This is a genomic window from Tsukamurella sputi (assembly GCF_007858445.1).
Classification (GTDB): domain Bacteria; phylum Actinomycetota; class Actinomycetes; order Mycobacteriales; family Mycobacteriaceae; genus Tsukamurella; species Tsukamurella sputi.
Window position 1 is genome coordinate 128,076 of the sequence record NZ_VIGV01000001.1, and the last position, 25,743, is coordinate 153,818.

At 70.3% G+C, this 25,743-nt stretch carries 22 protein-coding genes; 4 read left to right on the forward strand and 18 right to left on the reverse strand.

Translation table 11 applies throughout. The features are described from left to right. Positions 1-2: 2 nt before the first annotated feature. From FK268_RS00640 to FK268_RS00655, 4 genes are all read right to left on the reverse strand, one after another. On the reverse strand, positions 3-971 hold the full coding sequence (locus FK268_RS00640) for a GDP-L-fucose synthase family protein (RefSeq protein ID WP_146430183.1): 969 nt from the start codon (positions 969-971) through the stop codon (positions 3-5). Then, positions 968-1,996 (reverse strand): GDP-mannose 4,6-dehydratase, encoded by a 1,029-nt coding sequence (gmd, locus tag FK268_RS00645; RefSeq protein WP_146430184.1) that lies wholly within the window; start codon positions 1,994-1,996, stop codon positions 968-970. The genes FK268_RS00640 and gmd overlap by 4 nt, the downstream gene beginning before the upstream one ends. Before the next feature lie 47 nt (positions 1,997-2,043). Then, the gene (locus FK268_RS00650) at positions 2,044-3,408 is read right to left on the reverse strand and encodes a sugar transferase (protein ID WP_231706861.1); all 1,365 of its coding nucleotides are present in this window, start codon (positions 3,406-3,408) and stop codon (positions 2,044-2,046) included. 886 nt (positions 3,409-4,294) lie between these two features. Further along, positions 4,295-4,750: a nitroreductase/quinone reductase family protein gene (locus FK268_RS00655; protein WP_146430188.1), complete on the reverse strand. Its 456-nt coding sequence runs from the start codon at positions 4,748-4,750 to the stop codon at positions 4,295-4,297. A gap of 109 nt (positions 4,751-4,859) precedes the next feature. Here FK268_RS00655 and FK268_RS00660 point away from each other — a divergent pair, with 109 nt between their 5' ends. After that, positions 4,860-5,525 carry a TetR/AcrR family transcriptional regulator gene (locus FK268_RS00660; RefSeq protein ID WP_146430190.1) on the forward strand — a complete coding sequence of 222 codons (666 nt, stop codon included), beginning with the start codon at positions 4,860-4,862 and terminating at the stop codon, positions 5,523-5,525. A 2-nt stretch (positions 5,526-5,527) separates the two neighbouring features. Here the strand turns inward: FK268_RS00660 and aroB are convergent, their stop codons facing one another. From aroB to aroC, 3 genes are read right to left on the reverse strand one after another with little or no spacing between them, the layout of a single operon-like run. Continuing rightward, positions 5,528-6,640: a 3-dehydroquinate synthase gene (gene aroB / locus FK268_RS00665; protein WP_146430192.1), complete on the reverse strand. Its 1,113-nt coding sequence runs from the start codon at positions 6,638-6,640 to the stop codon at positions 5,528-5,530. A gap of 3 nt (positions 6,641-6,643) precedes the next feature. Beyond that, a complete protein-coding gene (locus FK268_RS00670; protein ID WP_146430194.1) occupies positions 6,644-7,252 on the reverse strand; it encodes a shikimate kinase in 609 nt (202 codons plus the stop codon). Next, the gene (aroC, locus tag FK268_RS00675; RefSeq protein WP_146430197.1) at positions 7,252-8,457 is read right to left on the reverse strand and encodes a chorismate synthase; all 1,206 of its coding nucleotides are present in this window, start codon (positions 8,455-8,457) and stop codon (positions 7,252-7,254) included. Before aroC ends, FK268_RS00670 begins: the two co-directional genes overlap by 1 nt. 80 nt (positions 8,458-8,537) lie before the next feature. On the opposite strand from aroC, the gene FK268_RS00680 reads away from it, so the two are divergent. Next, positions 8,538-8,789 carry a hypothetical protein gene (locus FK268_RS00680; RefSeq protein WP_146430198.1) on the forward strand — a complete coding sequence of 84 codons (252 nt, stop codon included), beginning with the start codon at positions 8,538-8,540 and terminating at the stop codon, positions 8,787-8,789. 75 nt (positions 8,790-8,864) lie between these two features. On the opposite strand, the gene dnaE is transcribed toward FK268_RS00680, so the two are convergent. From dnaE to lspA, 9 genes are all read right to left on the reverse strand, one after another. Further along, positions 8,865-12,410: a DNA polymerase III subunit alpha gene (gene dnaE, locus FK268_RS00685; protein WP_146430199.1), complete on the reverse strand. Its 3,546-nt coding sequence runs from the start codon at positions 12,408-12,410 to the stop codon at positions 8,865-8,867. Between the two features lie 80 nt (positions 12,411-12,490). Then, positions 12,491-13,786 carry a serine/threonine-protein kinase gene (locus tag FK268_RS00690; protein ID WP_146430201.1) on the reverse strand — a complete coding sequence of 432 codons (1,296 nt, stop codon included), beginning with the start codon at positions 13,784-13,786 and terminating at the stop codon, positions 12,491-12,493. A 94-nt stretch (positions 13,787-13,880) separates the two neighbouring features. Further along, complete coding sequence (locus FK268_RS00695; RefSeq protein ID WP_146430204.1) at positions 13,881-15,710, reverse strand: ABC transporter ATP-binding protein; 1,830 nt, start codon at positions 15,708-15,710, stop codon at positions 13,881-13,883. Then, positions 15,707-17,440 (reverse strand): ABC transporter ATP-binding protein, encoded by a 1,734-nt coding sequence (locus FK268_RS00700; protein ID WP_231706862.1) that lies wholly within the window; start codon positions 17,438-17,440, stop codon positions 15,707-15,709. The genes FK268_RS00695 and FK268_RS00700 overlap by 4 nt, the downstream gene beginning before the upstream one ends. After that, positions 17,437-18,102: a TetR/AcrR family transcriptional regulator gene (locus FK268_RS00705; protein ID WP_158636010.1), complete on the reverse strand. Its 666-nt coding sequence runs from the start codon at positions 18,100-18,102 to the stop codon at positions 17,437-17,439. The genes FK268_RS00700 and FK268_RS00705 overlap by 4 nt, the downstream gene beginning before the upstream one ends. An 88-nt stretch (positions 18,103-18,190) precedes the next feature. Further along, positions 18,191-19,558 (reverse strand): DUF1731 domain-containing protein, encoded by a 1,368-nt coding sequence (locus FK268_RS00710; RefSeq protein WP_146430209.1) that lies wholly within the window; start codon positions 19,556-19,558, stop codon positions 18,191-18,193. Positions 19,559-19,649: 91 nt separating this feature from the next. Beyond that, entirely contained in the window at positions 19,650-20,321 is a 672-nt protein-coding gene (locus tag FK268_RS00715; RefSeq protein WP_146430211.1) for a hypothetical protein, read from the reverse strand. Then, entirely contained in the window at positions 20,318-21,244 is a 927-nt protein-coding gene (locus tag FK268_RS00720; RefSeq protein ID WP_146430213.1) for an RluA family pseudouridine synthase, read from the reverse strand. Before FK268_RS00720 ends, FK268_RS00715 begins: the two co-directional genes overlap by 4 nt. After that, positions 21,237-21,827: a signal peptidase II gene (lspA, locus tag FK268_RS00725; protein WP_146430215.1), complete on the reverse strand. Its 591-nt coding sequence runs from the start codon at positions 21,825-21,827 to the stop codon at positions 21,237-21,239. The genes FK268_RS00720 and lspA overlap by 8 nt, the downstream gene beginning before the upstream one ends. A 27-nt stretch (positions 21,828-21,854) precedes the next feature. On the opposite strand from lspA, the gene FK268_RS00730 reads away from it, so the two are divergent. Beyond that, complete coding sequence (locus tag FK268_RS00730; RefSeq protein WP_146430217.1) at positions 21,855-22,835, forward strand: hypothetical protein; 981 nt, start codon at positions 21,855-21,857, stop codon at positions 22,833-22,835. A gap of 12 nt (positions 22,836-22,847) precedes the next feature. Here FK268_RS00730 and FK268_RS00735 read toward each other — a convergent pair whose 3' ends face one another. Next, on the reverse strand, positions 22,848-23,345 hold the full coding sequence (locus FK268_RS00735; protein WP_146430219.1) for a WKL family lipoprotein: 498 nt from the start codon (positions 23,343-23,345) through the stop codon (positions 22,848-22,850). 103 nt (positions 23,346-23,448) lie between these two features. On the opposite strand from FK268_RS00735, the gene FK268_RS00740 reads away from it, so the two are divergent. Further along, a complete protein-coding gene (locus FK268_RS00740) occupies positions 23,449-24,393 on the forward strand; it encodes an asparaginase (RefSeq protein ID WP_146430221.1) in 945 nt (314 codons plus the stop codon). A 3-nt stretch (positions 24,394-24,396) separates the two neighbouring features. On the opposite strand, the gene FK268_RS00745 is transcribed toward FK268_RS00740, so the two are convergent. Then, the gene (locus FK268_RS00745) at positions 24,397-25,572 is read right to left on the reverse strand and encodes a CaiB/BaiF CoA transferase family protein (protein ID WP_231706863.1); all 1,176 of its coding nucleotides are present in this window, start codon (positions 25,570-25,572) and stop codon (positions 24,397-24,399) included. Positions 25,573-25,743: the final 171 nt, after the last annotated feature.

Sequence of the window (25,743 nt, forward strand, 5' to 3'; positions counted from 1 at the left end):
GGTCAGGCCCGCGCCAGTTTCCGGTTGGCGACGTACCACGCGACGGTCTCGTCGATACCGCTCCGCAGCGAGATGCTGCTCCGCCATCCCAGGGCTGCCAGCGAGCGGACATCGAGCAGCTTCCGCGGCGTACCGTCCGGCTTGGTGGAGTCCCACCGCGTGGACCCCGTGTATCCCGTCGCTCGCGCCACCATCGCTGCGATCTCGGCGATCGTGTGGTCGACGCCGGTGCCGACGTTGACCTGGGCGGCGCCGTCGTAGTTCGCGAGGAGGTGCAAGCAGGCGGCCGCCATGTCGTCGACGTGCAGCAGCTCCCGGCGCGGGGTACCACTCCCCCAGTTCACGACGTGGTCCGCTCCGGTCTCGACGGCCTCGCGGTACCTGCGGATCAGTGCGGGGAGCAGATGGCTGCCCTGTGGGTCGAAGTTGTCGCCGGGTCCGTAGAGGTTCGTCGGCATCGCCGAGATCCAGGGAAGGCCGTACTCCCGTCGGACCGACTGCACGCCGATGATGCCGGCGATCTTGGCGATGGCGTAGGCGTCATTGGTGGGTTCGAGCGTCCCTGTGAGAAGCGAGTCCTCCCGGATCGGCTGCTCGGCGAACTTGGGGTAGATGCACGACGATCCGAGGAACAGCAGGCGCGGCACTCGTGCCGCGAGGGCTCCGTCCATGACGTTGGTCTGGATGCGCAGGTTGTCGGACAGGAATTCCACGGGCTCGGCGTTGTTCGCGGCGATACCTCCGACACGAGCCGCTGCGAGGATGACCGTCTGCGGCCGTGCATCCGCCAGGAAGTCCATCGTGGCGTTCCGGTCACGCAGATCCAGTTGCGTGCTCGTGTACCCGACGACATTGGTGTGACCGGCACGGACGAGTGCGCGGACGATCGACGATCCGACCAGTCCCCGATGTCCGGCGACGTACACGAGCGCGTCCCGATCAAGCGGCCCGGGAACGAACCCGCCGGTCATGCGGAGGCCCCCGAGACGACGGGTCGGTCGATCCACGGGCGGCCGGCGCACTCGAGCGCTGCGATGTCGGCGTCGACCATGATCCTGGCGAGCTCCTGCGCGTGCACCTGCGCCTTCCAGTCGAGGAGTTCCGCGGCCCGGGAGGCGTCGCCGATCAGCGCGTCGACCTCGGTGGGGCGGAGGTAGCGCTCGTCGAAGCGGACGTGGCGCTCCCAGTCGAGACCCGCGTGCTCGAAGGCGGTCTCGAGGAACTGACGGACCGTGCACTTGACACCGGTCGCGAGGACGAAATCGTTCGGCTCATCCACCTGCAGCATCCGCCACATCCCCTCCACGTACTCGGGTGCGTAGCCCCAGTCCCGGATCGCGTCGAGGTTGCCCATGTACAGGTGCTCCTCGAGTCCCGCCTTGATGCGAGCGACCGCGCGGGTGATCTTGCGCGTCACGAAGGTCTCTCCGCGCCGCGGGGACTCGTGGTTGAACAGAATCCCGTTGACCGCGAACATGTCGTAGGCCTCGCGGTAGTTCCGGGTCATCCAGTACGAGTAGACCTTGGCGGCACCATAGGGCGATCGCGGGTAGAACACGGTCTCCTCGTTCTGCGGGGGCGGTGTGGCACCGAACATCTCGGACGTGGAGGCCTGGTAGTAGCGGCAGTCGATCTTCGACATGCGGACCGCCTCGAGCAGACGGGTCGAGCCGATCCCGGTGGTGTCGCCGGTGTGCTCCGGCTCGTCGAAGCTGACCCGCACGTGCGACTGCGCGGCCAGGTTGTACACCTCGCTCGGAGCCACGTCGGAGAGCAGCGTCACCAGTCGGGCGCCGTCGCTCAGGTCCCCGTAGTGCAGGAACATCCGAGCGTCCTTCTCGTGCGAGTCCTCGTAGAGGTGATCGATCCGGGCGGTGTTGAACGTGGATGCGCGGCGGATGATTCCGTGCACCTCGTAGCCCTTCGCGAGCAGGAGCTCGGCCAGGTACGAGCCGTCCTGGCCTGTGATGCCGGTGATGAGAGCGGTCTTCGCCATGGGATTGTGGTCCTTACTCGGGAAGCGGAGGTGGAAGGGGGTGGCGATCAGTAGGCGCCGTGGTGGTCGCGAACGGCGCGGAACGTGCGCCAGAGGATCTGGAGATCGGCTGCGAGGGACCAGTTCTCGACGTAGCTCAGGTCGAGGTGCACGGTCTCCTCCCAGGAGAGGTTGCTACGTCCCGAGACCTGCCACAGGCCCGTCATCCCGGGTCGCACCAGCATCCGTTTCGTGGTGATGGCGTCGTAGGCTGCGACCTCCGAGAGCAGCGGCGGGCGAGGCCCGACCAGGCTCATCGTGCCGCCGAGGACGTTGAACAACTGCGGCAGTTCATCGATGCTGTAGCGGCGCAGCATTCTCCCCACCCGCGTGACGCGCGGATCATCGCGAATCTTGAACAGCACGCCCGCCGCCTCGTTGCGGTCGGCGAGCTCGGCGAGCATCCGGTCCGCACCGACCACCATGGTGCGGAACTTCCACATGCCGAACGGCCTGTCCGCCAGCCCCATCCGTTCCGCCCGGTAGAAGACGGGTCCACCGTCACCGATCTTGATGGCCAGGGCCACCGCTATGAGCACCGGCGCGAAGGCGACGAGCAGACCGGCGCCGACCAGGAGGTCGAACGAGCGCTTCATCGCGGTCGTCGCGCGCACGTACCGCGGGCGCTCGATGTGCATCAGCGGCAGACCGGTGTCGGAGCGGAAGGTGACGCGTGGTCCAGCGATCGTCAGCAGCCCCGGCGCCACCATGAGGTCGATCTGCAATTCGTCGAGCCGCCACGTCAACTCGCGCATCGCGGCGACTTCGAGCGCGTCGATCGCAGTCAGCGCCACTGCCCGTTGCTCCCGACCGCGCAGCGCCGCCAGTCCGGCCTCGAGGTCGGGGAAGACGACCGGCATGTCGTCCCGGTAGGGCGCGCGGTCGACGGCATCCGAGAGGACCACGCCCTCCACGCGGTATCCGCGATCGGGATTCGCCCGCACCGAGGCGAGAAACCTCCGCGCGGAGGCCGTGTCGCCGAGAACCAGCAGGGACGTGACGAGGCGCCCGGAGCGGCGCTCGGCGCACACCCTGCGCCGCCACACCGTCCGGGACGCGAGCAGACCCACGACTCCCAGTCCGAAAGCCAGGGCCCAGAATCCGCGGGCGAAGACGAAGTTGGTGACCATGCCCACGAGCGCGAGGCAGCCGACCAGACCGAGACTGCCTGTCAGCACGCTGTTGTACTCGGCCACAGCGGAACCGATGACGCGCTCGTCGTCCGCCTGCGACAGGTGCAACGCGATCTTCCAGAGCAGGACGAGTCCTGCGGAGAAGACGACGATCGGCACCGGCGTCTGCTCGAATTGCGCGAACAGATCTCCCCCGAAGCGGAGCACCTGGGCCAGTAGAACGGCGGCCGTGATGACCACGGTGTCGGCGAGCCGAACGCGGTGAATATGCCGCGCCTGATGCGCGACCGGTCGTACCAATGCCGCAGAGCCGGTCGCCGGTTGCGGCGAGCCGACACCGACGCGGCGACGAAGAATCACCACCAACTTCCCCGCTTCCTGAAGAACTGGAGACTCGAATTCGAATTGACTCAGCCGACGTATCTCGCGGTGACGCGGCAACGTTACAACCATTCTCAGACGAATTCCTAGGCGGCTCAACCGAATCCTTCGTTCGATTGTGCGCCGCTCGGCGGCTAACTCGGACGCCGGTTGCGATCCCTATGACAGGCATCAAGCTCGCAATCCTGTCCAGTCATGGCTTCGCGATCGCATCAACAATCGGCCACCGCAGCCATTCGAGGCTCCAACAAAGCCATTCTGCGCACAGAACTCTGCGATTGCACATTCCTCGAGGTTGCACAACGAAAATTCGGACCAATTCCGTACACTGATACATTGTTAGATGACGGTCACATCGAATGTCGATTCGCTCGATTCTTTGAATCGCATTCAGTCACCGACTCGCTCCGAGTGCAACCCCGTCGACTCCGAGAACGACGCCGGCCCCGCCCCTCACCGATGGGCGGGAGGCGGGGCCGACGATCGGGCGACCATGGACGTTGCTACCGGTGGGTTCCGAACGTGTTTCGAAAGACAGGGGAAGGCCGCGTGTTCCGCCGAGGAACGGCATCGTCATGGCGCGCTCACCACGGCGCCGGTCCCGCTCGGACCCGGGATGCAGCCGGCCGTGTCACGGCACACCACAACGGCCGTCGACGGCCCCGGTGCGGTCGCCCGCTTCCGCCGCACGTTCGACCGCCTCGTTCCACGCGACCACCGAGCGGGCGGGATCGAGGCCGGCAGGTCAGCGCCGCTCGACCGTGAACACCGGGTAGCGGGTCGCCGCGGCCGCGAGCTCGGCGTCCGAGCTCTCAGCACTGAGCCCCGGGAAGAAGGCGCCGACCTCCCAGGCCCACTTCCGCAGATAGGCGCGGAGCACCGGAACCTTCGCACCCGGATCGATCACCTCGGTCGCGCTGAACGACTCGACGGCGCGACCGAGCCGCAGCTCACCCCCGCCGGCGGCGCGCATGTTCCGGACCCACTGGGTGACACCGCGCGCGGCGACGAGGTACTCGGCACCGTCGACCACGAGGACGTTGACGGGGACGGTGCGCCACTCCCCCGACGTACGCCCGCGCACCGCGAGCTCGCGGCTGCCGTAGACGGAGACGCCACGGCGGGCGAGCCATGCGACGGTGTTGTTGAACGCGGTGGCGGTGCGGCCGGGACGGACGCGGTCGGCGGCGGCTGCGGTCATGAGATCCTCCGAGTGTGAGCAGTGCTCTTGTTTCAGATCCATGCTAACCTCACGACACGCGATTGTCAAGAGCAGTGCTCTCGTTTCGGATCGGTGCGATGATCGACCGATGAACGCCTCTCTGACCGCCCGAGAACGTGCGCGCGCCGAACTGACCGCCGAGATCACCCGCAGCGCCCGGGACCAGCTCCGCGAGGTCGGCGCGGCGGCGCTCTCCCTCCGCGCTGTGGCGCGCGACCTCGGCCTCGCGTCATCCGCGGTGTACCGATACTTCCCCAGCCGCGACGCCCTGCTCACCGCGCTGATCACGGACGCCTACTCCGCGCTCGGCGACGCGGTGGAGGCCGCCGATGCGGCGGCCGGCGGCCCTCGGGAACGGTGGCGCGCGGCAGGACACGCGGTCCGTGACTGGGCGCGAGCGAACCCGCACGAGTACACGCTGCTCTACGGGTCGCCCGTGCCCGGCTACCACGCCCCCGCGGAGACGACCGCCGCCGCGATCCGTACGTCGGGCGTGCTGGCCCGGATCGCCGCATGCGGGCGCGGCGATGCGCCCGCACCGTCGGGGGTGTACGCGGAGCAGCTCCGCGCCGTCGCCGAGGCGGTGGCACCGGACGCCGAGCCCGCGCAGCTCGCGCTCGGTCTCCTGGCCTGGACCCAGCTCTTCGGCGCCGTGAGCTTCGAGCTGTTCGGCCAGTTCGCGAACACGCTCGAGCCCGCGGACGCGATGTTCGACTACACCCTCGACCGCATCGCCGACCTGCTCGGACTGTAGGCCTACAGGAGCACGGAACCCGTGGGCTGCGTGCCCTCCTTGGCGACGGCGGAGTAGGCGGCCACCAGCAGCGAGGGGTCCGGCGCTTCGAGCCGGCCGGGGCGCGCCAGACCGTCGAGCACCACGAATCGCAACATCCCTGCGCGGTTCTTCTTGTCCTTACCCATGTACTCGAGGAGCTGCCCGAAGGCGTCGGCGTCGTAGCTCGTGGGAAGCCCCACGGACTCGAGGACCCGACGGTGCCGATCGGCGGTGTCGTCGTCGAGGCGCCCGGCGAGGCGGCCGAGCTCGGCGGCGTAGATCAGGCCGACGGAGACGGCGGCGCCGTGGCGCCAGCGGTAGCGCTCGCGGCGCTCGAGCGCGTGGGCCAACGTGTGGCCGTAGTTGAGGATCTCGCGCAGTGACGACTCCTTGAGATCGGCGGAGACGACCTTCGCCTTGACCTCGATGGAGCGGCGCACCAGCTCGGGCAACACGTCGCCGGTCGGATCGAGCGCGGCCTGGGGATCCTTCTCGATCAGCTCGAGGATCACCGGATCGGCGATGAAGCCGGTCTTGATGACCTCGGCCATCCCGGCCACGATCTCGTTGCGCGGCACCGTCTCCAGCGTCACGAGATCGACGATCACGGCGCGCGGCTCGTGGAAGGAACCCACCAGGTTCTTGCCTGCGTCGGTGTTGATGCCGGTCTTGCCGCCCACGGCCGCGTCGACCATCGCGAGCAGCGTGGTGGGGATGTGCACGACCGGCACGCCGCGCATCCACGTGGCGGCCACGAAGCCGGTGACGTCGGTCGCGGCGCCTCCGCCCAGACTGTAGATCACGTCCTGGCGGCTCAGGCCGATGCGGCCGAGCACCTCCCAGCAGAACCCGGCGACCTGCAGATCCTTACCGGCCTCGGCGTCGGGTAGCTCGATGCGGTGCGCGTCGATCCCCTTGTCGGCCAGCGCTTGCCGGAGCGCCTCGGCGGTCTCGCCGAGAGTCGGCTGGTAGAAGATCGCGGCCTTGGTGGCCTCCCCCGCCGCCGCGACGGTCTCGTCGAGCAGTCCGCGGCCGATCACCACGTCGTAGGGGTCCGCGGCGTTGACGCGGACCTTCACCGGGTTCTCGCTCATCTACTACTCCGATCGATTCTTGGTGGACGTACGCAGGACGGCGGGCAGCTTCGGCCAGGGACCGCGGCGCTCCCGGCCGGGAGCGGTGTCCTTCAGGCGGCGCTGCACCTGTCGGACGACGGACGAGGGAGCGCGCCCCACGGTGGAGACGCGGATCGTCGCGAGTTCGCGGTAGATCGGCGTGCGTCGCGCCATGAGCGCACGGTACGCGGCCGCCGGATCGTCGCCCTTGAGGAGCGGACGCGACGAGCCGACCGTGCGGCGGATCCCCTCCTCCTCGGTCAGCTCGAGGTAGACGACCTGGTGCCGGCGCAGCAGTGTCCGGGTGGTCTCCGAGAGCACCGCGCCGCCGCCGAGCGAGACGACGCCCGGATGGTGCGCGACCACGTCCGCGACGACCTCCTCCTCGATCGCCCGGAAGGCGGGCTCGCCGTCGCCGGCGAAGATCTGCGGGATGGACCGCCCCTCGCGGCGCTCGATCTCCTCGTCGACGTCGAGGAAATCGACGCGCAGGGCCCGGGCCAAGCGCCGACCGATGGTCGTCTTCCCCGCCCCGGGCGGGCCGATCAGGATCGCCGCGGGCCCCGGCTCCCGGCCGGGCGCGACGGCCATCAGATCGCCTCGGGCGTCACCCGCTGCAACCGCGCCGCCACCTGCTCGGAGTACCGCTCAATGTTGCTGCGGGTCTCGGCGAGGCTGTCGCCGCCGAACTTCTCGAGTGCCGCCTGCGCGACGACGAGCGCCACCATCGCCTCGGCCACCACACCCGCGGCGGGCACTGCGCAGACGTCGCTGCGCTGGTGGATCGCGACGGCCTCGGTGCCGGTCTGCATGTCGATGGTGCGCAGCGCGCGCGGGACCGTCGAGATCGGCTTCATCGCCGCACGCACGCGCAGTTCCTCACCGTTGGTCATGCCCCCCTCGACGCCGCCCGCGCGGTTCGTCGAGCGGAGTACGCCGCCCTTGTCGGGCAGCATCTCGTCGTGCGCGGCGCTGCCGCGGCGCCGGGCCGTCTCGAAGCCGTCGCCCACCTCGACGCCCTTGATCGCCTGGATCCCCATCAGGGCTGACGCGAGGCGCGCGTCCAGGCGGCTCTCGCCCGAGGCCACCGAACCGATGCCCACGGGCAGACCCGTGACGACGACCTCGACGACGCCGCCGAGGGTGTCGCCGTCCTTCTTGGCGGCCTCGATCTCGGCGATCATCGACTTCTCGGCGGCCTCGTCGAAGGCGCGCACCGGAGAGGAGTCGATCCGCTCCAGGTCCGCACCCGACGGGGTCGGGCCCACGTACGGCTCCGACGCACCGATGGAGATGACGTGGCTGACGACCTCGGCACCGAAGGCCTGCCGCAGGAAGTTGCGGGCGACGGTGCCGGCCGCGACGCGCGCCGCGGTCTCGCGGGCGCTCGCGCGCTCGAGGACGGGCCGGGCGTCGTCGAAGCCGTACTTGAGCATGCCCGAGTAATCCGCGTGGCCGGGTCGCGGGCGCGTGAGCGGCGCATTGCGCGCCATCCCGTCGAGCAGGTCCTGATCGACGGGATCGGCCGACATGACCTGCTCCCACTTGGGCCACTCGGTGTTGCCGATCTCGATGGCCACCGGACCGGCCTGGGTACGCCCGTGCCGGACACCGCCCAGGATGGTCACCTTGTCGGCCTCGAACTTCATGCGCGCACCACGGCCGTACCCCAGGCGCCGACGCGCCAACTGGGCGGCGATGTCCGACGACGTGACCTCGACGCCCGCGACCATGCCCTCCACGAGGGCCACGAGGGCGGGGCCGTGCGATTCTCCAGCGGTTATCCAGCGCAACACGCGTCCCATCATCCCAGACCGACCAGCCCGAGCGTGAGTTCGGGTAGCCGAAACATTTGTCACAGGCTATGGTGAAGACCATGACCACCATCACCGGATCTTCGACTTCCGCCAACCGCGCCGCAGCGCGGCGGTCCACCGTCGACGTCTTCGGTGTCGCGTGGCCCCGCTACAAGGCGGAAGCCCTGGTCGCCGCGTTGGTGGTCCTGGCCCTCGGCGTCCTGCTCACTCTCGCGACGGGCGGCGCCTCGCTCGCCCCCGCGGTGCTCATCGCCGCCGGCGTCGGCGTCACCGTTTGGTGGGCGGCCCGTGCGGTGCACTCGCGCACCTGATCGCACGAACGAGAACGCGCCGCTGAGGACCTCCTCAGCGGCGCGTTTTCGTCGACGGCCCGGAGGCCGCCCCGCTCACGCGAGGCAGTTCGGGCCGAGCAGGGCCTTCAAATCCCCCATCAGCGACGACGACGGGTTCACCCGGAGGGTGTCGTCGAGCCGCAGTGTGGTGGCCTTGTCGCCGCTGACGAGCTTGACGTGCACGTCCGAGACACCGGGGTGACGCTGCAGAACCTGCTTGAGCGCGGAGACCTTGTCCTGTGTGCACACCCGGGTCTGCATCGTGAGCGACAGCGGCTTCGCGACGCCGATCTGGGACAGGTCGATGGGCGCGATGTCGTTCGCGATCAGCGTGACCTTGTCGTCCCGGAAGTTCACGCGGGCCTTGATCAGCACCACCGCGTCCTCGACGACCTCGGCGCCGTACGCCGCGTAGGCCTGCGGGAAGAAGAACACCTCGATACCACCGGAGAGGTCCTCGATCTGCGCCGACGCGAAGGGGGCGCCGTTCTTGTTCACGCGACGGTTCACCGACTGCAGGATGCCGCCGACGGTGACCTGGGTGCCGTCCTTGACGTCACCCTCCACGATGGCCGGGATCGCCGTGTCGGTCTGCGCGGCGATCACGTGCTCGACACCGTCGAGCGGGTGCGCCGAGACGTACAGGCCCAGCATCTCCCGCTCGAGGGCGAGCTTGTGCTTGCCGTCCCACTCCTCCTCGGGGACCTTGATGGTGAAGACGTCGTCGATCGGCCCGGCCGCGCCCTCCTCCTCGCCCATGGAGCCGAAGAGGTCGAACTGGCCAACGGCTTCGGCCTTCTTGGTGGACAGCACCGACTCGATCGCGTCGGCGTGCACCAGCAACAGGCCCTTGCGCGGGTGGTCGAGCGAGTCGAAACCGCCCGCCTTGATGAGGGATTCGGTGACCTTCTTGGAGCATGCCGCGACCTCGATCTTGGCGAGGTAGTCCGAGAAGGACGTGAAGTTCCCCTTCTCCTCGCGCGTGCTCACGATGGACGCGACCACGCCCTCGCCCACGTTGCGCACCGACCCCAAGCCGAAGCGGATGTCCTCGCCGACCGAGGTGAAGGCGTGGAAGGACTCGTTGACGTCCGGCGGAAGGACGGTGATGCCGAGGCGCCGGCAGTCGCCGAGGTAGATGGCGGCCTTGTCCTTGTCGTCACCGACCGAGGTGAGCAGCGCGGCCATGTACTCGGCCGGGTAGTTCGCCTTGAGGTAGGCCGTCCAGTACGAGACGAGACCGTACGCGGCGGCGTGCGACTTGTTGAACGCGTAGCCGGCGAAGGGCAGAACCGTCTCCCACAGTGCGGTGATCGCGGCCTGGGAGAAGCCGTTGTCGAGCATGCCCTGCTGGAAGCCGCCGTAGGCCTCGTCGAGGACCTCTTTCTTCTTCTTACCCATCGCGCGCCGCAGAATGTCGGCCTGGCCGAGGCTGTACCCGGCGACCTTCTGCGCGATCTGCATGATCTGCTCCTGGAACACGATCAGGCCGAACGTGTCCGCGAGGATGTCCTTCAGCGGCTCCTCGAGCTCCGGGTGGATCGGCTTGACCTGCTGCCGGCCGTTCTTGCGATCCGCGTAGTCGTTGTGGGCGTTCATGCCCATCGGGCCGGGCCGGTACAGCGCGCCGACGGCCACGATGTCCTCGAACTTGGTGGGCTGCATGCGCCGCAGCAGATCGCGCATGGGGCCACCGTCGAGCTGGAAGACGCCGAGCGTGTTGCCGCGCTGCAGCAGCTCGTAGGTGGTCTCGTCATCGAGCGGGAGCTGGTCCATGTCCAGCTCGATGCCGCGGTTGTGCTTGATGTTGCCCAGCGCGTCACCGATGACCGTGAGGTTGCGCAGGCCCAGGAAGTCCATCTTCAGCAGGCCGATGGCCTCGCACGACGGGTAGTCCCAGCCGGTGATGATCGCGCCATCCTGTGCGCGCTTCCACACCGGGATCGCGTCGGTGAGCGGATCACAGGACATGATCACCGCGCAGGCGTGCACGCCGGCGTTGCGGATCAGGCCCTCGAGCCCGAGCGCCATGTCGTAGATCTTCTTGACGTCCGGATCCGTCTCGATCAGCTGCCGGACCTCGACGGCCTCCTTGTACCGCTCGTGCTCCGGATCGGTGATTCCCTTGACCGAGATGTCCTTGGCCATGATGGGCGGCGGCAGCGCCTTGGTGATCCGGTCCGCGATGGAGTAGCCGGGCTGGCCGTAGATGACGCGGGCCGAGTCCTTGATGGCGGCCTTCGTCTTGATGGTGCCGAACGTGATGACCTGGGCCACCTTGTCCGAGCCCCACTTCTCCGAGGCGTACGTGATCATCTCGCCGCGGCGACGATCATCGAAGTCGATGTCGATATCGGGCATCGAGACGCGCTCGGGGTTGAGGAACCGCTCGAACAGCAGACCGTGCGGGATCGGATCGATGTTGGTGATGCCCAGCGCCCAGGCCACGAGCGAGCCGGCCGCGGAACCACGGCCGGGCCCCACGCGGATGCCGACCTCGTGTGCGTGCGCGATCAGGTCACCGACGACGAGGAAGTACGCCGGGAAGCCCATCTCGTTGATCACCGAGAGCTCGTACTTCGCCCGCTCGACGTAGTCCGCGGGCGGACCGTCGGGGAACCGGCGGTTCAGGCCGTCCATCACCTCGGACTCGAGGAAGGACTCCTGCGTGTGGTTCTCCGGCACGGGGAACCGGGGCATGCGGTCCTTGTGCTCCCAGACCTCGGCGTAGGACTGGACGCGCTCCCCGATCTCCACCGTGGAATCGCACGCGCCGGGCACCTGAGAGTCCCAGAGCTCCCGCATCTCCTGCGCGGACTTGAGGTAGTAGCCGTCACCGTCGAACTGGAAACGCGTGGGGTCCGACAGCGTCTTGCCGGTCTGGATGCACAGGAGCGCGCCGTGCGACTCCGCCTTGTCCTTGGTGACGTAGTGGCAGTCGTTCGTGGCCAGCGGCTTGATCCCGAGCTGGCGGCCGATGGTGAGCAGCCCCTCGCGGACGCGGCGCTCGATATCGATGCCGTGGTCCATGAGCTCGAGGTAGAAGTTCTCCTTGCCGAAGATCTCCTGCCACTTCGCGGCGGCCTCCAGCGCCTCCCGCTCGTGCCCGAGCCGCAGGCGGGTCTGCACCTCGCCCGACGGACAGCCCGTGGTGGCGATGATGCCCTCGGCGTGCTCCGCGATGATCTCCGCGTCCATGCGGGACCACTTGCCCAGCTGGCCCTCGATCGACGCCAGCGAGCTGAGCTTGAACAGGTTCCGCAGTCCGGTGGCGTTCTCCGCCACCATCGTCATGTGGGTGTACGCGCCGGAACCCGAGACGTCGTCGCCCTTCTGCGAGGGGTCGCCCCACCGGACCCGCTTGGTGTTGAACCGCGACTCCGGCGCGATGTACGCCTCGATCCCGATGATCGGGGTGATGTCGTACTTCTTCGCCGTGTTGTAGAAGTCCGACGCGCCGAACATGTTGCCGTGGTCGGACATGCCCACCGCCGTCATGCCCAGGCGCTTGGCCTCGGCGAACAGCGGATCCACCTTGGCGGCACCGTCGAGCATCGAGTACTCGGTGTGATTGTGCAGATGCACGAACGAGCCGCTCACGCGCTACTCACCTCCGGTGAAGAATCTCATCGCTGTCATTACGCAGTGTAGGCGCTGCCACCGACACGTCCGGCCGATCGTCAGCCGAAGGCGATGGCCAGGATCAACACCAGTAACGCGACCACCGCCACTCCCACGAGCACCAGCACGAGTGGCCCCATCCCGCTCTCCGCGGGGGCCTTCGCGGGCTCGGTCCGCCCGGCGGACGGCCGCGGCATCGCACCGGACGGCACGGCCGGCGGCGCCGGCATCGCACCGGACCGGGCTCCCGTACTCGCCCCGTACAACGGCTGCGGTGAGACCGGCCGCTGCGGCCGCGACGCCGGGTACGGGGGCCGGTTCGCCTGCCCCCGGATGCCCGGCGCGACGGACCGCTGCATCGGCGTGGACGGGCGGGGGCCGGCTGCGGGGTGTGCACCTGCCGCGGGGCGCTGGGGCCCGGACGGGTGTCCCGGGCCCGGTGCGTAGCCGGGCGGCGCAGGGCGCGGTACCGGCCGCGGCGCGGGCCGCGACACCGGGGCCTCCATCGCCGATTTGAGCGCGATCGCGAACTCCTTGCAGGTCGCGAAGCGCTCCGCCGGGGTCTTCGCGAGTCCGCGTGCCACCACCGCGTCGACGGCGGGCGGCACGCCCTCCCGGATCTGCGAGATCCGCGGCGGGGGCGCGTTGAAGTGGGCGTCGATCACCGCATCGGTGCTGGCACCGGTGTACGGCACCTTCCCCGTGACCAGGTGGAAGAACGTCGCCGCGAGCGAGTACTGGTCGGAGCGCGAGTCCAGCTCCTCACCGCACAGCTGCTCCGGCGAGGCGTACGCCAGCGTCGCGAGAACGGTCCCGACGGCGGTGAGCTGGGACGTGTCCTCGCCGCCCTTCGCGACGCCGAAGTCGGTGAGCAGCGCACGACGCTCGTCCGCATCGTCGCCGTCGTCGCCCGCCGACACCAGGATGTTGGCCGGCTTGATGTCGCGGTGCAACAGGCCGGCGCGGTGCGCGCGGTCCAATCCGCGACCGATCTGGGAGATGATCTCGACGGCCGTGGCCGGCTCCAGGCCCGACGGGCTGCGCTTGAGCAGCACCGCGCAGTCGTCGCCCTGGACGTACTGCATGGCGATCCACAACCGCTGCCCCTCGGTACCGCGGTTGTAGATCGTGACGACGTTCGGGTGATCGAGCCGCGCGGCCAGTTCCGCCTCGCGCAGGAAGCGCTTGCGGAAGGCCTCGTCGCCCGAGTACCCGGCGCCCAGGACCTTGAGCGCGTCGTACCGGGGAAGCTCCGGGTGCTTGGCGAGGTAGACCGACCCCATGCCCCCGGATCCCAGGCGCCGCTCGATCCGATAACCGCCGATCACCGTCCCGGGTGCGAGTTCGTCACTCATGTCCGCTGCTTCTGCCCCTCACCGTTCGGTCCGTCGAGCACCAGCGTAACCCGCCCCCGGCCGCGATCCCGGCGACGAGCCCGTCGTCGACCCGTCAGATCTCCACGCCCTCGAACTGCGCCCGGTACAGGCCGGCGTAGTGACCACCCGCCGCGAGCAACTCCTCGTGCGACCCCTGCTCGACGATCCGGCCGTGATCCATCACCACGATGACGTCGGCATCGCGGATGGTCGACAGCCGGTGCGCGATGACGAAGCTGGTGCGATCGGCCCGCAGGGCGTGCATCGCGCGCTGCAGCAGCACCTCGGTGCGCGTGTCCACCGAGCTGGTGGCCTCGTCGAGGATGAGGATCGCGGGTTCGGCGAGGAACGCCCGGGCGATGGTGATGAGCTGCCGCTCGCCCGCCGAAACGCTGCCGGACTCGTCGTCGAGCACGGTGTCGTAGCCGTCCGGCAGGGAGTGCGCGAAACGGTCGACGAAGGTCGCGCGCGCGGCGGCGTAGACCTCCTCGTCGGTCGCGTCGAGGCGCCCGTACCGGATGTTCTCCATGATGGTGCCCTCGAAGAGCCACGTGTCCTGCAGCACCATGCCCATGCGCCGGCGCAGGTCGGCTCGCTCGACGCCGGCGATGTCGACACCGTCGATCGTGATCCGGCCGCCGGAGAGCTCGTAGAACCGCATGATCAGGTTGACCAGGGTGGTCTTGCCCGCACCGGTGTGCCCCACGACCGCGACGGTGCGGCCCGGCTCGGCCACGAGGTTCAGGCCCTCGATGAGCGGCTCGTCGCTCGTGTAGCCGAAGGAGACGTCCTCGAAGGCGACACGGCCCCGGGTCGGCTCCGGCAGCGCGCCGGGCCGGTCCTGCGACTGCTCGTCCGCGTCGAGGATCGCGAAGACGCGCTCAGCGGAGGCGACACCCGACTGCAGCATGTTCACCATCGACGCCATCTGCGTGACGGGCTGGGTGAACTGGCGCGAGTACTGGATGAAGGCGATCACATCGCCCAGGCTCATGCCGCCCGCCGCGACGCGCAGGCCGCCCACCACGCACACCGCCACGTACTGGAGGTTGCCGACGAACATGCTGATCGGCATCACGAGACCCGAGAGGAACTGCGCCTTGTAGCTCGCCTCCATGAGCGCGTCGTTCTCCGCGCCGAAGCGCTCCTGCAGCGCATCGCCCCGGCCGTAGACGGTCACCAGATCATGCCCGGTGAACGCTTCCTCGACCTGCGCGTTGAGCGCGCCCGTCGACTTCCACTGCGCGACGAAGTGCTTCTGGCTGCGCTTCATGATCTGGCCCGCGAAGATCACGATGAGCGGGATCACGACGACCGCGACGGCCGTGAGCAGCGGCGAGACGACGAGCATCATGACGAGCACGCCGATCACGGTGAACGCGGAGACGATCAGCTGACTCAGCGCCTGCGTCAGCGACTGGCCGAGGTTGTCGATGTCGTTGGTCACACGGGAGAGCAGTTCGCCGCGGGGCTGCTTGTCGAAGTAACTCAGAGGAAGGCGATTCAGCTTCTCCTCGACCTCGCGGCGCAGGGAGTACATGACCCGCTGCACCGCACCGTTGAGCAAGAAGCCCTGCGCGTACTGCAACACACCGCTGGCGACGAAGAGCGCGATCACCCAGGTGAGAATGGTGCCCACCCGGTGGAAGTCGATGCCGGGGCCGTGCTGCAGCTGCGAGCGGAAGCCGTCGTAGATCGCGTCGACCGCGGAGCCCACGACCTTCGGCGCGATCACCGCGGCCGTGACCGAGCCGATCGACAGCAGCACCGCCGCCGTCATCGCCGAGCGCTGTTCCCGCAGCCGGCCCAGCAGCCGTTTCAGCGAGGGCCAGAAGGTCATCGGCTTCTGGGCGGGCGAACCCGCCGTCGCCGCGGCGGCGGCGCGTGCTCCGGGTCCGGTCATGCTGCGCTCCCCGCCGTCGCCTGGCTGCCGGCGATCTCCTGATAGGTGGGACAGGTCTCGAGCAGCTCGGTGTGGGTGCCGTGGCCGACCACCTCGCCGTCCTCGAGAACCAGGATCTGATCGGCGCTCGCGATCGTCGAGATGCGCTGGCCGACGATGAAGACGGTGGCCTCCCGGGTGTAGGGCCGCAGGGCGGCGCGCAGCTTCGCGTCGGTCGCGAGATCCAGCGCGGAGAAGCTGTCGTCGAACAGGTAGACCGCGGGCTTGGCGACGAGCGCCCGGGCGATCGCGAGCCGCTGGCGCTGCCCGCCGGAGACGTTGGTGCCGCCCTGCGCGATCGGCGCGTCGAGGCCGCCGAGCTCGGCGACGAAGTCCGCGGCCTGCGCGATGCGCAACGCCTCGGCGAGCTCCTCGTCGGTAGCGTCGGGATTGCCGAAGCGCAGATTGCCGGCGACGGTGCCGCTGAACAGGTATCCGCGCTGCGGCACCAGTCCGATGTGGCCCCACAGCGCGTCGGCGCGCAGGTCCTTCACGTCGACACCGTCGTACCGCACGGCCCCGCCGGTGGCGTCGAACAGGCGCGCCAGGAGGTTGATCAGCGTCGACTTCCCGGATCCCGTGGATCCGATGATCGCGATCGTCTGCCCGGGCCGCGCCGACAGGTTCACGTTCTGCAGCACCGGCTTCGCCGCGCCCGGGTAACACATGGTGACGTCGTCCAGTTCGACGACACCGGTGATGGCGGGCAACGGATCCGGGTCCACGGGCGGCGCGACGGTGGAGGTGGTGGCGAGCACGTCACTGATGCGCTCGGCGGCCACGGAGGCGCGCGGGATCATCATCACCATGAAGGTGGCCATCATGACCGACATGAGGATCTGCATCATGTACTGCATGTAGGCGGTGACCGAGCCGATCTGCGCCGTGCCGGCGGCGATCAGGTGCGCGCCGAACCACCACACCGCGACGGTGGAGAGGTTGAGCACCAGCATCACCCACGGGAACATGACGGCCATCAGCCGCATCACACGGACGGAGGCGTCGGTGAGGGCCGTGTTGGCGCCGTCGAACCGCTCGCGCTCGACCGGCTCGCGGACGAAGGCGCGGATCACGCGGACGCCCGTGAGTTGTTCGCGCAGCACCTTGTTGACCGAGTCCAGCCGGGTCTGCACCGCCCGGAAGCCCGGGATCATCTTGGCGATCACCGCACCGAGCACGGCGCCCAGGACCGGGACCGCGACCACCATGAGCCAGGCGAGGCCGGGCTCCTCGCGCAGCGCCATGAAGACGCCGCCGACGGCCATGAACGGCGCCTGGATCATCATCGACAAGGTCATGAGCACGAGGAGCTGCACCTGCTGCACGTCGTTGGTGGTGCGGGTGATGAGCGAGGCGGCACCGAAGCCGGACACCTCACGGCCGGAGAACGTGCGGACCCGCCCGAAGAGGGAGCGGCGGGTGTCGCGGCCGAAGGCCATGGCGCTGCGCGCCGCGAAGTACGTCGCGCCGCCGGCGGCGATCACCTGGAACAGCGTGATCACGAGCATGATGCCGCCCATCCGCCAGATGTAGCCGGTGTCCCCCGGTGTGACACCGAGGTCGATGATCTTGGCGTTGATGCTCGGCAGCACGAGGTTGGCGACGACGCTGACCAGCTGGAAGGCCGCGACGGCCCACAGCCAGGGACGATAGGACCGCAGGTGCGCGGCGACGAGTCTGAGCAGGGTCACTGGGGGCTGGTCCTTCGCTCGGAGGGGGCTGGGCCGACGGAGCCGGAGGCGGGGCCGCTGTGCGGGGCGGCGATGCCGTCGAGCAGAACGTCGACGATGCGCTCGGGCGCGAGGATCGCGCCCTCGCTGATGTGCGGGTGGCTGCCCGAGAAGGTGAGCAGCCGCAGGAGGTGGATCGCCTCCTCCGGCGGGACCCGCAGCTGATCGGCGTCGTCGCCGATCACGCCGCGGAGCCGGGCCATGATCGCCGGTCCGCCGTCCTTCGCCCGACGGTGCGCGTCCCGGTCCCGCACGTGCGGCGGGGCGACGAGCCCGAGGGCGTCCATGAGGCCGAAGATCCGCTGGAACCGCCCCTGGACGAGTTCGGTGAACCGGTAGAGGCGTGTCCGCAGCGGTAGAGCCGGGTCGATGGCGTCGATCTCGGCGAGAAGTTCGTCCGGATCGAAGGACTCGAGCATCACCGCGTCGAGCAGATCCTCCTTGGAGTCGAAGACCCGGAAGATCGTGCCCTCGGCGACCCCCGCGTGCTGCGCGATCTGCTTGGTGGTGGGCACGGCGCCGTACTCCAGCAGCGCGTCCCGGGTAGCGGCGATCAGCGCCGCGCGCCGCTCGTCGGGTGGCAGGTGCGGCGCGCGGGATCGGGTTTCGTTAGCCGCGGGCACGATGTTGAGACTACAGAAGTGAGTGCGCACTCACAATCGGTTTTCCGTTCGCCTCGCGCGAATCGGTCGATTGCGGACGCGGACCGGATCAGCCGAGGAGGTCGGCCAGCGCGCCGTCCAGGGTCGGGTGCGCGAACCGGAAGCCCGCGGCGGGCAGCACCGTCGACGTGGCATGCCGCCCCGTGAGGCCGAGCGCGGGATCGCTCCGCATGCCGATCGCGCCGAGTGCGAGCACGGGTGCGGGCGTCGGCGGGGCGAACGGACGATGCAGGTGGCGACGCAGCGCCGCCATCAGGTCGGCGTTGCGGACAGGGCTCGGCGCGGCGGCCACGACCACCCCGTCGGGCAGGTCGACGCCGGGTTCGATGCCGAGGCCGGCCCGGACCACCGCGAGCCAGTCGTCGCGGTGGATCCAGCTGAACCACTGGCGACCGTCGCCCAGGCTGCCGCCCAGGAAGGCCCGGGTGACGCCGACCATCTTCGCCATCGCGGGTGAGTCGGTGTCGAGCACGATCGACGTGCGCAGGACCGTGCGGTGCGCGGTCTCGGCGTCGGCCGAGGCCTCCTCCCAGGGGCGAGCGACGCCGGTCATCTGTGGGAGGCCCGGGTCCGGGAGCGGGGTGTCCTCGGTGCACCACCGCTCCCCCGCATCGCTCCAGATCGCTGTGGTGCTCGCCTGTACCCAGCGGCGGACGCCGCGGCCGCGCGCCGCCTCGACGAGTGCGCGTGTGGCGTCCACGCGGCTGGAGGTGAGCGCGGCGATGTTCGCCGCGGTCGGGCGGCAGTCGACCAGCTTGCCCGCGAGGTTGATCACCGCCGTGTTCGGCCCGTCGAGCACCGCCGACCACGCCCCGACGGTGCGGCCGTCCCAGGTGACCTGCGGATACGGGACGTCGGCACGGATCGATCGCGTCAGGATCGTGACGTCGTGCCCGCGCCGGACGAGGTCCGCCGCTACACGGCGACCGAGCGCACCGGTGCCGCCGGCGATCACGACGTTCAGCGGTTCGGCGGCGCGCGGCGGGCCCGCCAGCATCGCCAGTCGCGCCAGAGCCGTATCGGCGTCGGCGGCGAACCGCCGGGCGACCATGCGGTCGAAGAGCGGCGCCGACGGACCGTCGGCCGTCACGGCCTGCTCGACGACGGTGCCGCGGTCGACCGGGCGGAGGGTCCAGCGCAGCGTGGTGTTCCCCGCCGGCTCCTCCTGCGCGATCGCGAGCGCGCGCTCCGGCTCGAACTCCACGACGGTGGCCGGCGGCGCGAAACGGCGGTGGATCCACGACGCGCGCAGTTCCGGCGTCCAGTCGAGGCGAGCGCCGAGGGCGACGGGGTCGCGCAGCACCGCCGAGACCACGAAGGGCTGCCAGCGCGGCAACCGCTCGAGATCGACCAGCGCGTCCCACAACACCTGCGCCGGAAGGGCGATGAATCCACTGCTGCGATGCACGGTTCCCATGCCATCGACGCTAGTTCGCGATGGCGCGTAATCACTCCGCGATCCCGGAGAGGTTTCTCACATCGTGAGATACCTCTCGGCTCGGGGCAATCTATCGGGCTGGAACCGGCCGGTCATCGGGGTCGGGGGTCGCGGTCTCGGTGTAGGACGGGAGCAGCGCGGAGACGCCGAAGCGGGCGCCGTCGCGCGGGAGGACCTGGACGGACCGGACGCCGGGGCGCCCGGCGACGGCGCGCAGTGCGTCGCCCGTGCCCCACACCACGACGCCGACCACCGCCGGAACCCCGGCGGCGCGCAGCCGCGATGCCGTGACCCGCGCAATCGCTTCACCCCGCGCGCCAGGCGCGACGAGGCCCGGCATCGCCAGCGCGGCGAGCTCGTTCACGGCCCGGACGCCCTCCGCGCTCTGGCCGGGGGGCACCGTCGCCGTCGGGGTCGCGACTCCGGGGATGCGCACCCGCACCAGCACCCGGCCCACCCGGTCGAGTCCGGCGGCCCGTGCCCACACCTCGTCGGGCGTCCACTCCGCGGCCGGGGAGATCAGGGCCCATCGCCGCTCGCCCGCGGGAGCGGCGGCCAGGGACGCCCGGGCCTGCCCGAGGTACTCCGCGACGGCCTGGCCGGACTGGGGGCCGAGGCGGTCACCGTCGGGCCGCACCGACGGGGTCGGTGTCGCGGATCCGAGCCAGAAGGCCAGGCCCAGAGCGACGACGAGCAGCGCGCCCCAGCCCGCTGCCCCGCGGGCGGTCCCCGTGCGGCTCACGCGTCGCGCAGGACGTCCAGGGCGTGCTGCAGGTCGTCGGGGTAGGGCGAGGTGAACTCCACGTACTCCCCCTTCGTGGGGTGCGTGAAGCCGAGCGTCCGGGCGTGCAGCCACTGACGGTCGAGGCCGAGCCGCTTCGCGAGCACCGGATCACTGCCGTAGGTCTGGTCTCCGCAGCACGGGTGGTGCAGCGCCGCGAAGTGGACACGGATCTGGTGCGTACGACCGGTCTCCAGGTGCACGTCCAGCAGCGTCGCGGCCTGGAAGGCCTCGATCGTGTCGTAGTGCGTGATCGACGGCTTTCCGTCCTTGGTGACCGCGAACTTCCAGTCGGAGCTGCGGTGCCGCCCGATCGGCGCGTCGATGGTGCCCGACATCGGGTCCGGGTGGCCCTGCACAAGCGCGTGGTACCGCTTGTCGACGGTGCGCTGCTTGAACGCCCGCTTGAGCACCGTGTAGGCGCGCTCCGAGACGGCGACGGCCATGACGCCGGAGGTGCCCACGTCGAGGCGGTGCACGATGCCCTGCCGCTCGGGCGCCCCCGAGGTGGAGATGCGGAAGCCGGCGGCGGCGAGGCCGCCGATCACCGTCGGGCCGGTCCAGCCGACGGAGGCGTGCGCGGCGACGCCGACGGGCTTGTCGACGACGACGATGTCGTCGTCGGAGTAGAGGACGTTCATCCCCGGCACCGGCTCGGCGACGATCTCCAGCGGGCGCGCGGGCTCGGGCAGCGTCACATCGAGCAACGCCCCGGCCTGCAGCTTGTCGGACTTGCCGACCGCGACCCCGTCCAGCGTCACGGATCCCTCGGCCGCCAACTCGGAGACGACGGTGCGGGACAGCCCCAGCAGGCGGGCGACGCCCGCGTCGACCCGCAGGCCGTCGAGCCCGTCGGGGACGGGCATCGTGCGCGACTCACGCATCGGTGGCCTCCGATCCGGTGGTCGTGCGGCCGGCGGCACCGGACGCCCCCGAGGTGGTTCGCGTGCGCTTGTCGCCGAAGCCCTCGTACGGGTCGCGGCCGAACAGCGTGAGTGCGACCAGCAGCACGGCGGCGACGGTGATCGCGGAGTCAGCCGTGTTGAAGACGGGGAACCAGTCGCCGACGGAGAGGAAGTCGATGACGTGCCCGCGGAAGACGCCGGGCGCACGGAAGAGGCGGTCGGCGAGGTTGCCGAGCGCGCCGCCGAGCACCAGGCCGAGCCCGAGTGCCCAGGGCAGCGAGGTGAGCTTGGACCCCATCCGGAAGATCCACACCACGACGCCCACCGCGATCAGCGTGAGAACCCACGTGTATCCGGTGGCCATGGAGAAGGCCGCGCCGGGGTTCTTCACGAAGTACAGGCTGAACGGGCCGAGCACGTGGATCCTCTCGCCCAGGCTCATGTGCCGGACCACCGTGGTCTTGGCCGCCAGGTCGATGAGGAAGACCGCGATCGCGACCACCGCCAGGAGAATGCGCGGGCTCCGATACCAGGTCGGCCGTGCGCTTGCGGGGGAATCCATGACTCCATCATCCACTACGGTGGCGGTGTGCATGGCAAGCGGTTGCGGCTGGTCCCGGTGGTGGCGGTGTCGACGGTGGCGCTCGGCGCGACCCTCGCGGGGTGCGGCGGCGGTGACTCCACCAACGCCGGGGCGTCGGGATCGGCAACCGCCCGGCAGTCGGTGGCGGCGCCGGCCGCGACGGCCGGCTGCCTCGTCACGCCGCCTGCGCTGCCCGGCCACGCGGTCACCGTCGACGTGCCGCAGGCGAAGGTCGTGCTCGACGATCCCGGGTCCGGACCGACGCGAGCGGTGACGGTCCGGCCCACAGCGGTGGCCGAGTACGCGCTGTTCACGAACTCGCTCCAGGTCTCCCAGGTCGCGGGCGATCAGCCCTCGGGCGGCAACCGCGATGTGACGCTGCCGCTCACGGCGCAGCCCGCGTGCGCCGATCCGCTCGACGTGTACCTGTACTTCGGGGCGCCGCGGTCGACCGATCCCGCGACGACCCAGGCGCTGACGGTCGAGGAGGGGTCGGTCGCGCGGGTGCGTCTGACCGCCGGCGGCGAGGTGCGCTCCTTCACCCTGGCGGCGCCTCCCGGCGTGTCCACCGAGGCGCAGAGCACGTTCGAGCAGGCGCTCCTGCAGACCTTCCTGCGGCTGGTCCCCCTCCCCGCCGAACCGGTCGGCACCGGGGCCACCTGGACGGTGACCCGCGCGATCCGCGCCGACAGCGCTCTCACCCAGACGATGCGGGTCACGCTGGGCGGCAGCGTCGAGCGGCCCGAACTCACGGCGAAGGTCGACGAGTCGCCCGACGACTCCGTCTTCCGCGTGCCCGGGAGCGACACCACCCTGACGATCGAGAGCTACACCTCCGAGGGCAACGGGACCATCGAGGTCGATCCGGCACGCGCCTTCGGGATGGGCGGGGTGCAGCTGGAGGGCGGCCGCACCCTGGTGGGCGACGATCCCGCCCGCAAGCTCACGCAGAAGACGGGCAGTATCTACCGCTTCGGCCCGGCGTAGCGGCGACGGGCGTCAGTGGCAGGAGGGCGAGTCGCGCCCGACCTGGATGATCATCTGGCAGGCGTACGACTTCTGCAGCTTCCAGCTGCCCTCGTCGAAGGCCAGCGAGGCGTAGGCCAGCTGGTTGGTTCCGCCCATGAGGACCGAGAACTGGGCCTTCGCGAGCCCCGGCTGCTCCAGTACCGGCCGGCCGATGTGCCAGCTGACCTGCGGATTGTCCTTACGCAGCTTCACCAGCTCGTCGAACAGCGGACCGTCGGCCGGGGTCGCCCCCTGGACCAGCCTGACCTTCTCCTCGAGCGGTACCCGCGGATCGACCGCCCGGTTCAGCATCTCCTCGAGCTGCTGCGTCGAGGGCGCGCGGTCCGGCGTGGACGACGGGGCCTCCGTCACCTGGACCGAGGCGGCCGAGGGTTCGCCGGAAGGCGATGCGGCGTCCTGGCCGCTGCACGCGCCGCAGGCCAGGCCCACGAGCACGACCGCAGGGGCCATGAGTACCCGTGCGCGCATCGACAAATCCACCTCCGTCCGGCCCCTGCTCCGCCGCCTCCACTATGCCAAACGTGGCACCGTGCGCCACCGCAACCCGCGCCCGGCGTGCGATGCTGCTCGCATGCCTGAAGTGATCGTGCTCGCGACCGGCGGCACCATCGCCAGCCGTCACGACGACGCCGGTGCCGCGGTCCCCGCCGACGCCGGCGCCGACCTGGTCGACGCCGCGGGCGGCGTCCCCGGGGTCCGGGTGACGGTGCGCGATGTGACCGCCGTGGACTCCTCCGCCCTGACCCTCGATCAGCTGGATCTGATCCGCGACGCCGTCGCCGACGCCCTCGCCTCTCCCGACGTGGCCGGCGTGGTGGTGACCCACGGCACGGACACGATGGAGGAGACCTCCCTCCTCGTCGACCTCACGCACGCGGATCCCCGGCCGGTGGTCTTCACCGGCGCTCAGCACCCCGCCGACTCGCCCGTCACCGACGGGCCGTCGAACCTCGCCGAGGCGATCGCGGCCGCGGCCGATCCGGCGCACCGAGGGCTCGGTGTACTGCTGTCCTTCGCCGGCGAGTTGCAGACGGTGCGCGGGCTCGCGAAGGTGTCGACCACCGCGCCGCAGCCCTTCACGGGCGGCATCCCGGTCGCCGAGCTGCGAGGTACGGCGCCGCACCGGCTGCTCACCAAGCCCGCGCCGATCGCCGGCGTCCGGGTCGACGTCGTGGCCTCCTACCCCGGGGCCGATGGTGCCCTGGTCGACGCCGCCGTCGCGGCCGGGGCGCGCGGGATCGTGCTCGCGGGCACGGGCAGCGGCAACACCACCGTCGCCCTCGCGGACGCGGTGCGCCGCGCCCTGGATGCGGGCGTGGTGGTCGTCGTGTCCACCCGGATCGCCTCCGGCGCGGTGGACGCCGCGTACGGCGGAGGCGGCGGCGCGGCCGACCTCGTCGCCGCCGGGGCGCTGCTGTCGCGGCGACTGCGGCCGGGGCAGGCGAGGATCGTGCTGCTGGCACTCCTGGCCGCCGGCGTCGGGCCGCGGTGGATCGGGGCTTACCTGGGGCGGTAGCCCTCAGTCCTCGGCGGCGAGATCGGCACGCACGGCGTCGTTGTGCTCGCCGAGCGCGGGTGGCCGCCGATAGTCGGTCACCGGGGTGCGGGAGAAGCGGATCGGGTTGCGCACCTGGTCGATCGCCCCGTCGCCGACCGGGACCCGCGGATCGAGACCGAGCCGCTCCGCGAGCGCGAAACCCGAGCCGATGTCGCCGACGGTGCCGGCGGGCACGCCGGCCTCGGTGAGCCTGTCGACCCACGTCCGCGCCGTCTCCGTGGCGAGAGCCTCCTCCAGGAGGCGGACCAGCTCGGGGCGGTGCCGGACCCGCTCGGGGTTGGTCGCGAAACGCGGATCCTCGTCCAGCCCGGGCAGCCCGACGGTGGCGGCGAGGCGCGCGAACTGCCCGTCGTTGCCGCACGCGACGGCGAGCAGCCCGTCCCGGCAGCGCAGCGTCTCGTACGGCGCGATCGACGGATGCGTGTTGCCCTGCCTCGACGGCGACTCCCCCGTCGCGAGGAAGTTCGCGCCCTGGTTCGCGAGCGAACCCAGCAGCGACGAAAGCAGATTCACCTCGACGCGCTGCCCGCGCCCGGATCGCTCGCGCTCGTAGAGCGCGGCGAGGATGCCGGACACCGCGTCCTTGGCAGTGAGCACGTCGACCAGGGCGACTCCCGCCTTCATGGGGTCGCCGTCCGCGGCGCCGGTGATGCTCATGAGCCCGCCGACCGCCTGGACGAGGAAGTCGTAGCCGGGCAGCGCGGCGCCCTCCCCGGAACCGAATCCCGTGACGGAGCAGTGGATCAGCCGCGGATTGAGCGCGGCCAGGTCGTCGGGGCCGAAGCCCTTCGCGTCGAGGGTGCCGGTGCGGAAGTTCTCGACCAGGACGTCGGCGCGGCGGATCAGATCCCGTGCGACTCCGCGGTCGCCGGGGTCGTCGAGGTCGAGTTCGATGCTGCGTTTGGACCGGTTCGCCGCCTCGAAGTAGGCGCTCGTCGCGGCCGTCCACGGCGGCCCCCAGCGGCGCGTGTCGTCACCCGCGCCGGGTCGCTCCACCTTGATCACGTCCGCGCCGAGGTCCGCCAGCATCACCGTGGCGAGCGGGCCGGCGAGAACCCTGCTGAAGTCCGCGACCACGATCCCGTCGAGTGCCGCCGCCATCGGTGTTCTCCCGTCGTCGCCCTCCGCGTGCGTCATCGCTTCGGATTGTGCCCCCGACGTTCCGACGCGCCGTGCACCGCCCCATCGCGGCGCACATCGATCAGAACCGGAAACCGCAACCCAGTCGTCGCGGTTCGGCGCCTCCAGAGGCGTCGGGCACGTCGTCGACCTCCGCAAGCGGCCTGCGCCGGTCCATCTCGACGAACC

What these genes read in the sequence shown, in the direction of transcription:
- FK268_RS00680 (WP_146430198.1), top strand. Translation starts at nt 8,538, where the DNA reads ATGACCACCATCACCGGATCTTCGACTTCCGCCAACCGCGCCGCAGCG.
- lspA (WP_146430215.1), bottom strand. Translation starts at nt 21,827, where the DNA reads ATGGATTCCCCCGCAAGCGCACGGCCGACCTGGTATCGGAGCCCGCGC.
- FK268_RS00710 (WP_146430209.1), bottom strand. Translation starts at nt 19,558, where the DNA reads ATGGGAACCGTGCATCGCAGCAGTGGATTCATCGCCCTTCCGGCGCAG.
- FK268_RS00740 (WP_146430221.1), top strand. Translation starts at nt 23,449, where the DNA reads ATGCCTGAAGTGATCGTGCTCGCGACCGGCGGCACCATCGCCAGCCGT.
- FK268_RS00690 (WP_146430201.1), bottom strand. Translation starts at nt 13,786, where the DNA reads ATGAGTGACGAACTCGCACCCGGGACGGTGATCGGCGGTTATCGGATC.
- FK268_RS00640 (WP_146430183.1), bottom strand. Translation starts at nt 971, where the DNA reads ATGACCGGCGGGTTCGTTCCCGGGCCGCTTGATCGGGACGCGCTCGTG.
- gmd (WP_146430184.1), bottom strand. Translation starts at nt 1,996, where the DNA reads ATGGCGAAGACCGCTCTCATCACCGGCATCACAGGCCAGGACGGCTCG.
- FK268_RS00720 (WP_146430213.1), bottom strand. Translation starts at nt 21,244, where the DNA reads ATGCGTGAGTCGCGCACGATGCCCGTCCCCGACGGGCTCGACGGCCTG.
- FK268_RS00695 (WP_146430204.1), bottom strand. Translation starts at nt 15,710, where the DNA reads ATGACCGGACCCGGAGCACGCGCCGCCGCCGCGGCGACGGCGGGTTCG.
- FK268_RS00745 (WP_231706863.1), bottom strand. Translation starts at nt 25,572, where the DNA reads ATGACGCACGCGGAGGGCGACGACGGGAGAACACCGATGGCGGCGGCA.
- FK268_RS00670 (WP_146430194.1), bottom strand. Translation starts at nt 7,252, where the DNA reads ATGGCCGTCGCGCCCGGCCGGGAGCCGGGGCCCGCGGCGATCCTGATC.
- FK268_RS00660 (WP_146430190.1), top strand. Translation starts at nt 4,860, where the DNA reads ATGAACGCCTCTCTGACCGCCCGAGAACGTGCGCGCGCCGAACTGACC.
- aroB (WP_146430192.1), bottom strand. Translation starts at nt 6,640, where the DNA reads ATGAGCGAGAACCCGGTGAAGGTCCGCGTCAACGCCGCGGACCCCTAC.
- FK268_RS00735 (WP_146430219.1), bottom strand. Translation starts at nt 23,345, where the DNA reads ATGCGCGCACGGGTACTCATGGCCCCTGCGGTCGTGCTCGTGGGCCTG.
- FK268_RS00655 (WP_146430188.1), bottom strand. Translation starts at nt 4,750, where the DNA reads ATGACCGCAGCCGCCGCCGACCGCGTCCGTCCCGGCCGCACCGCCACC.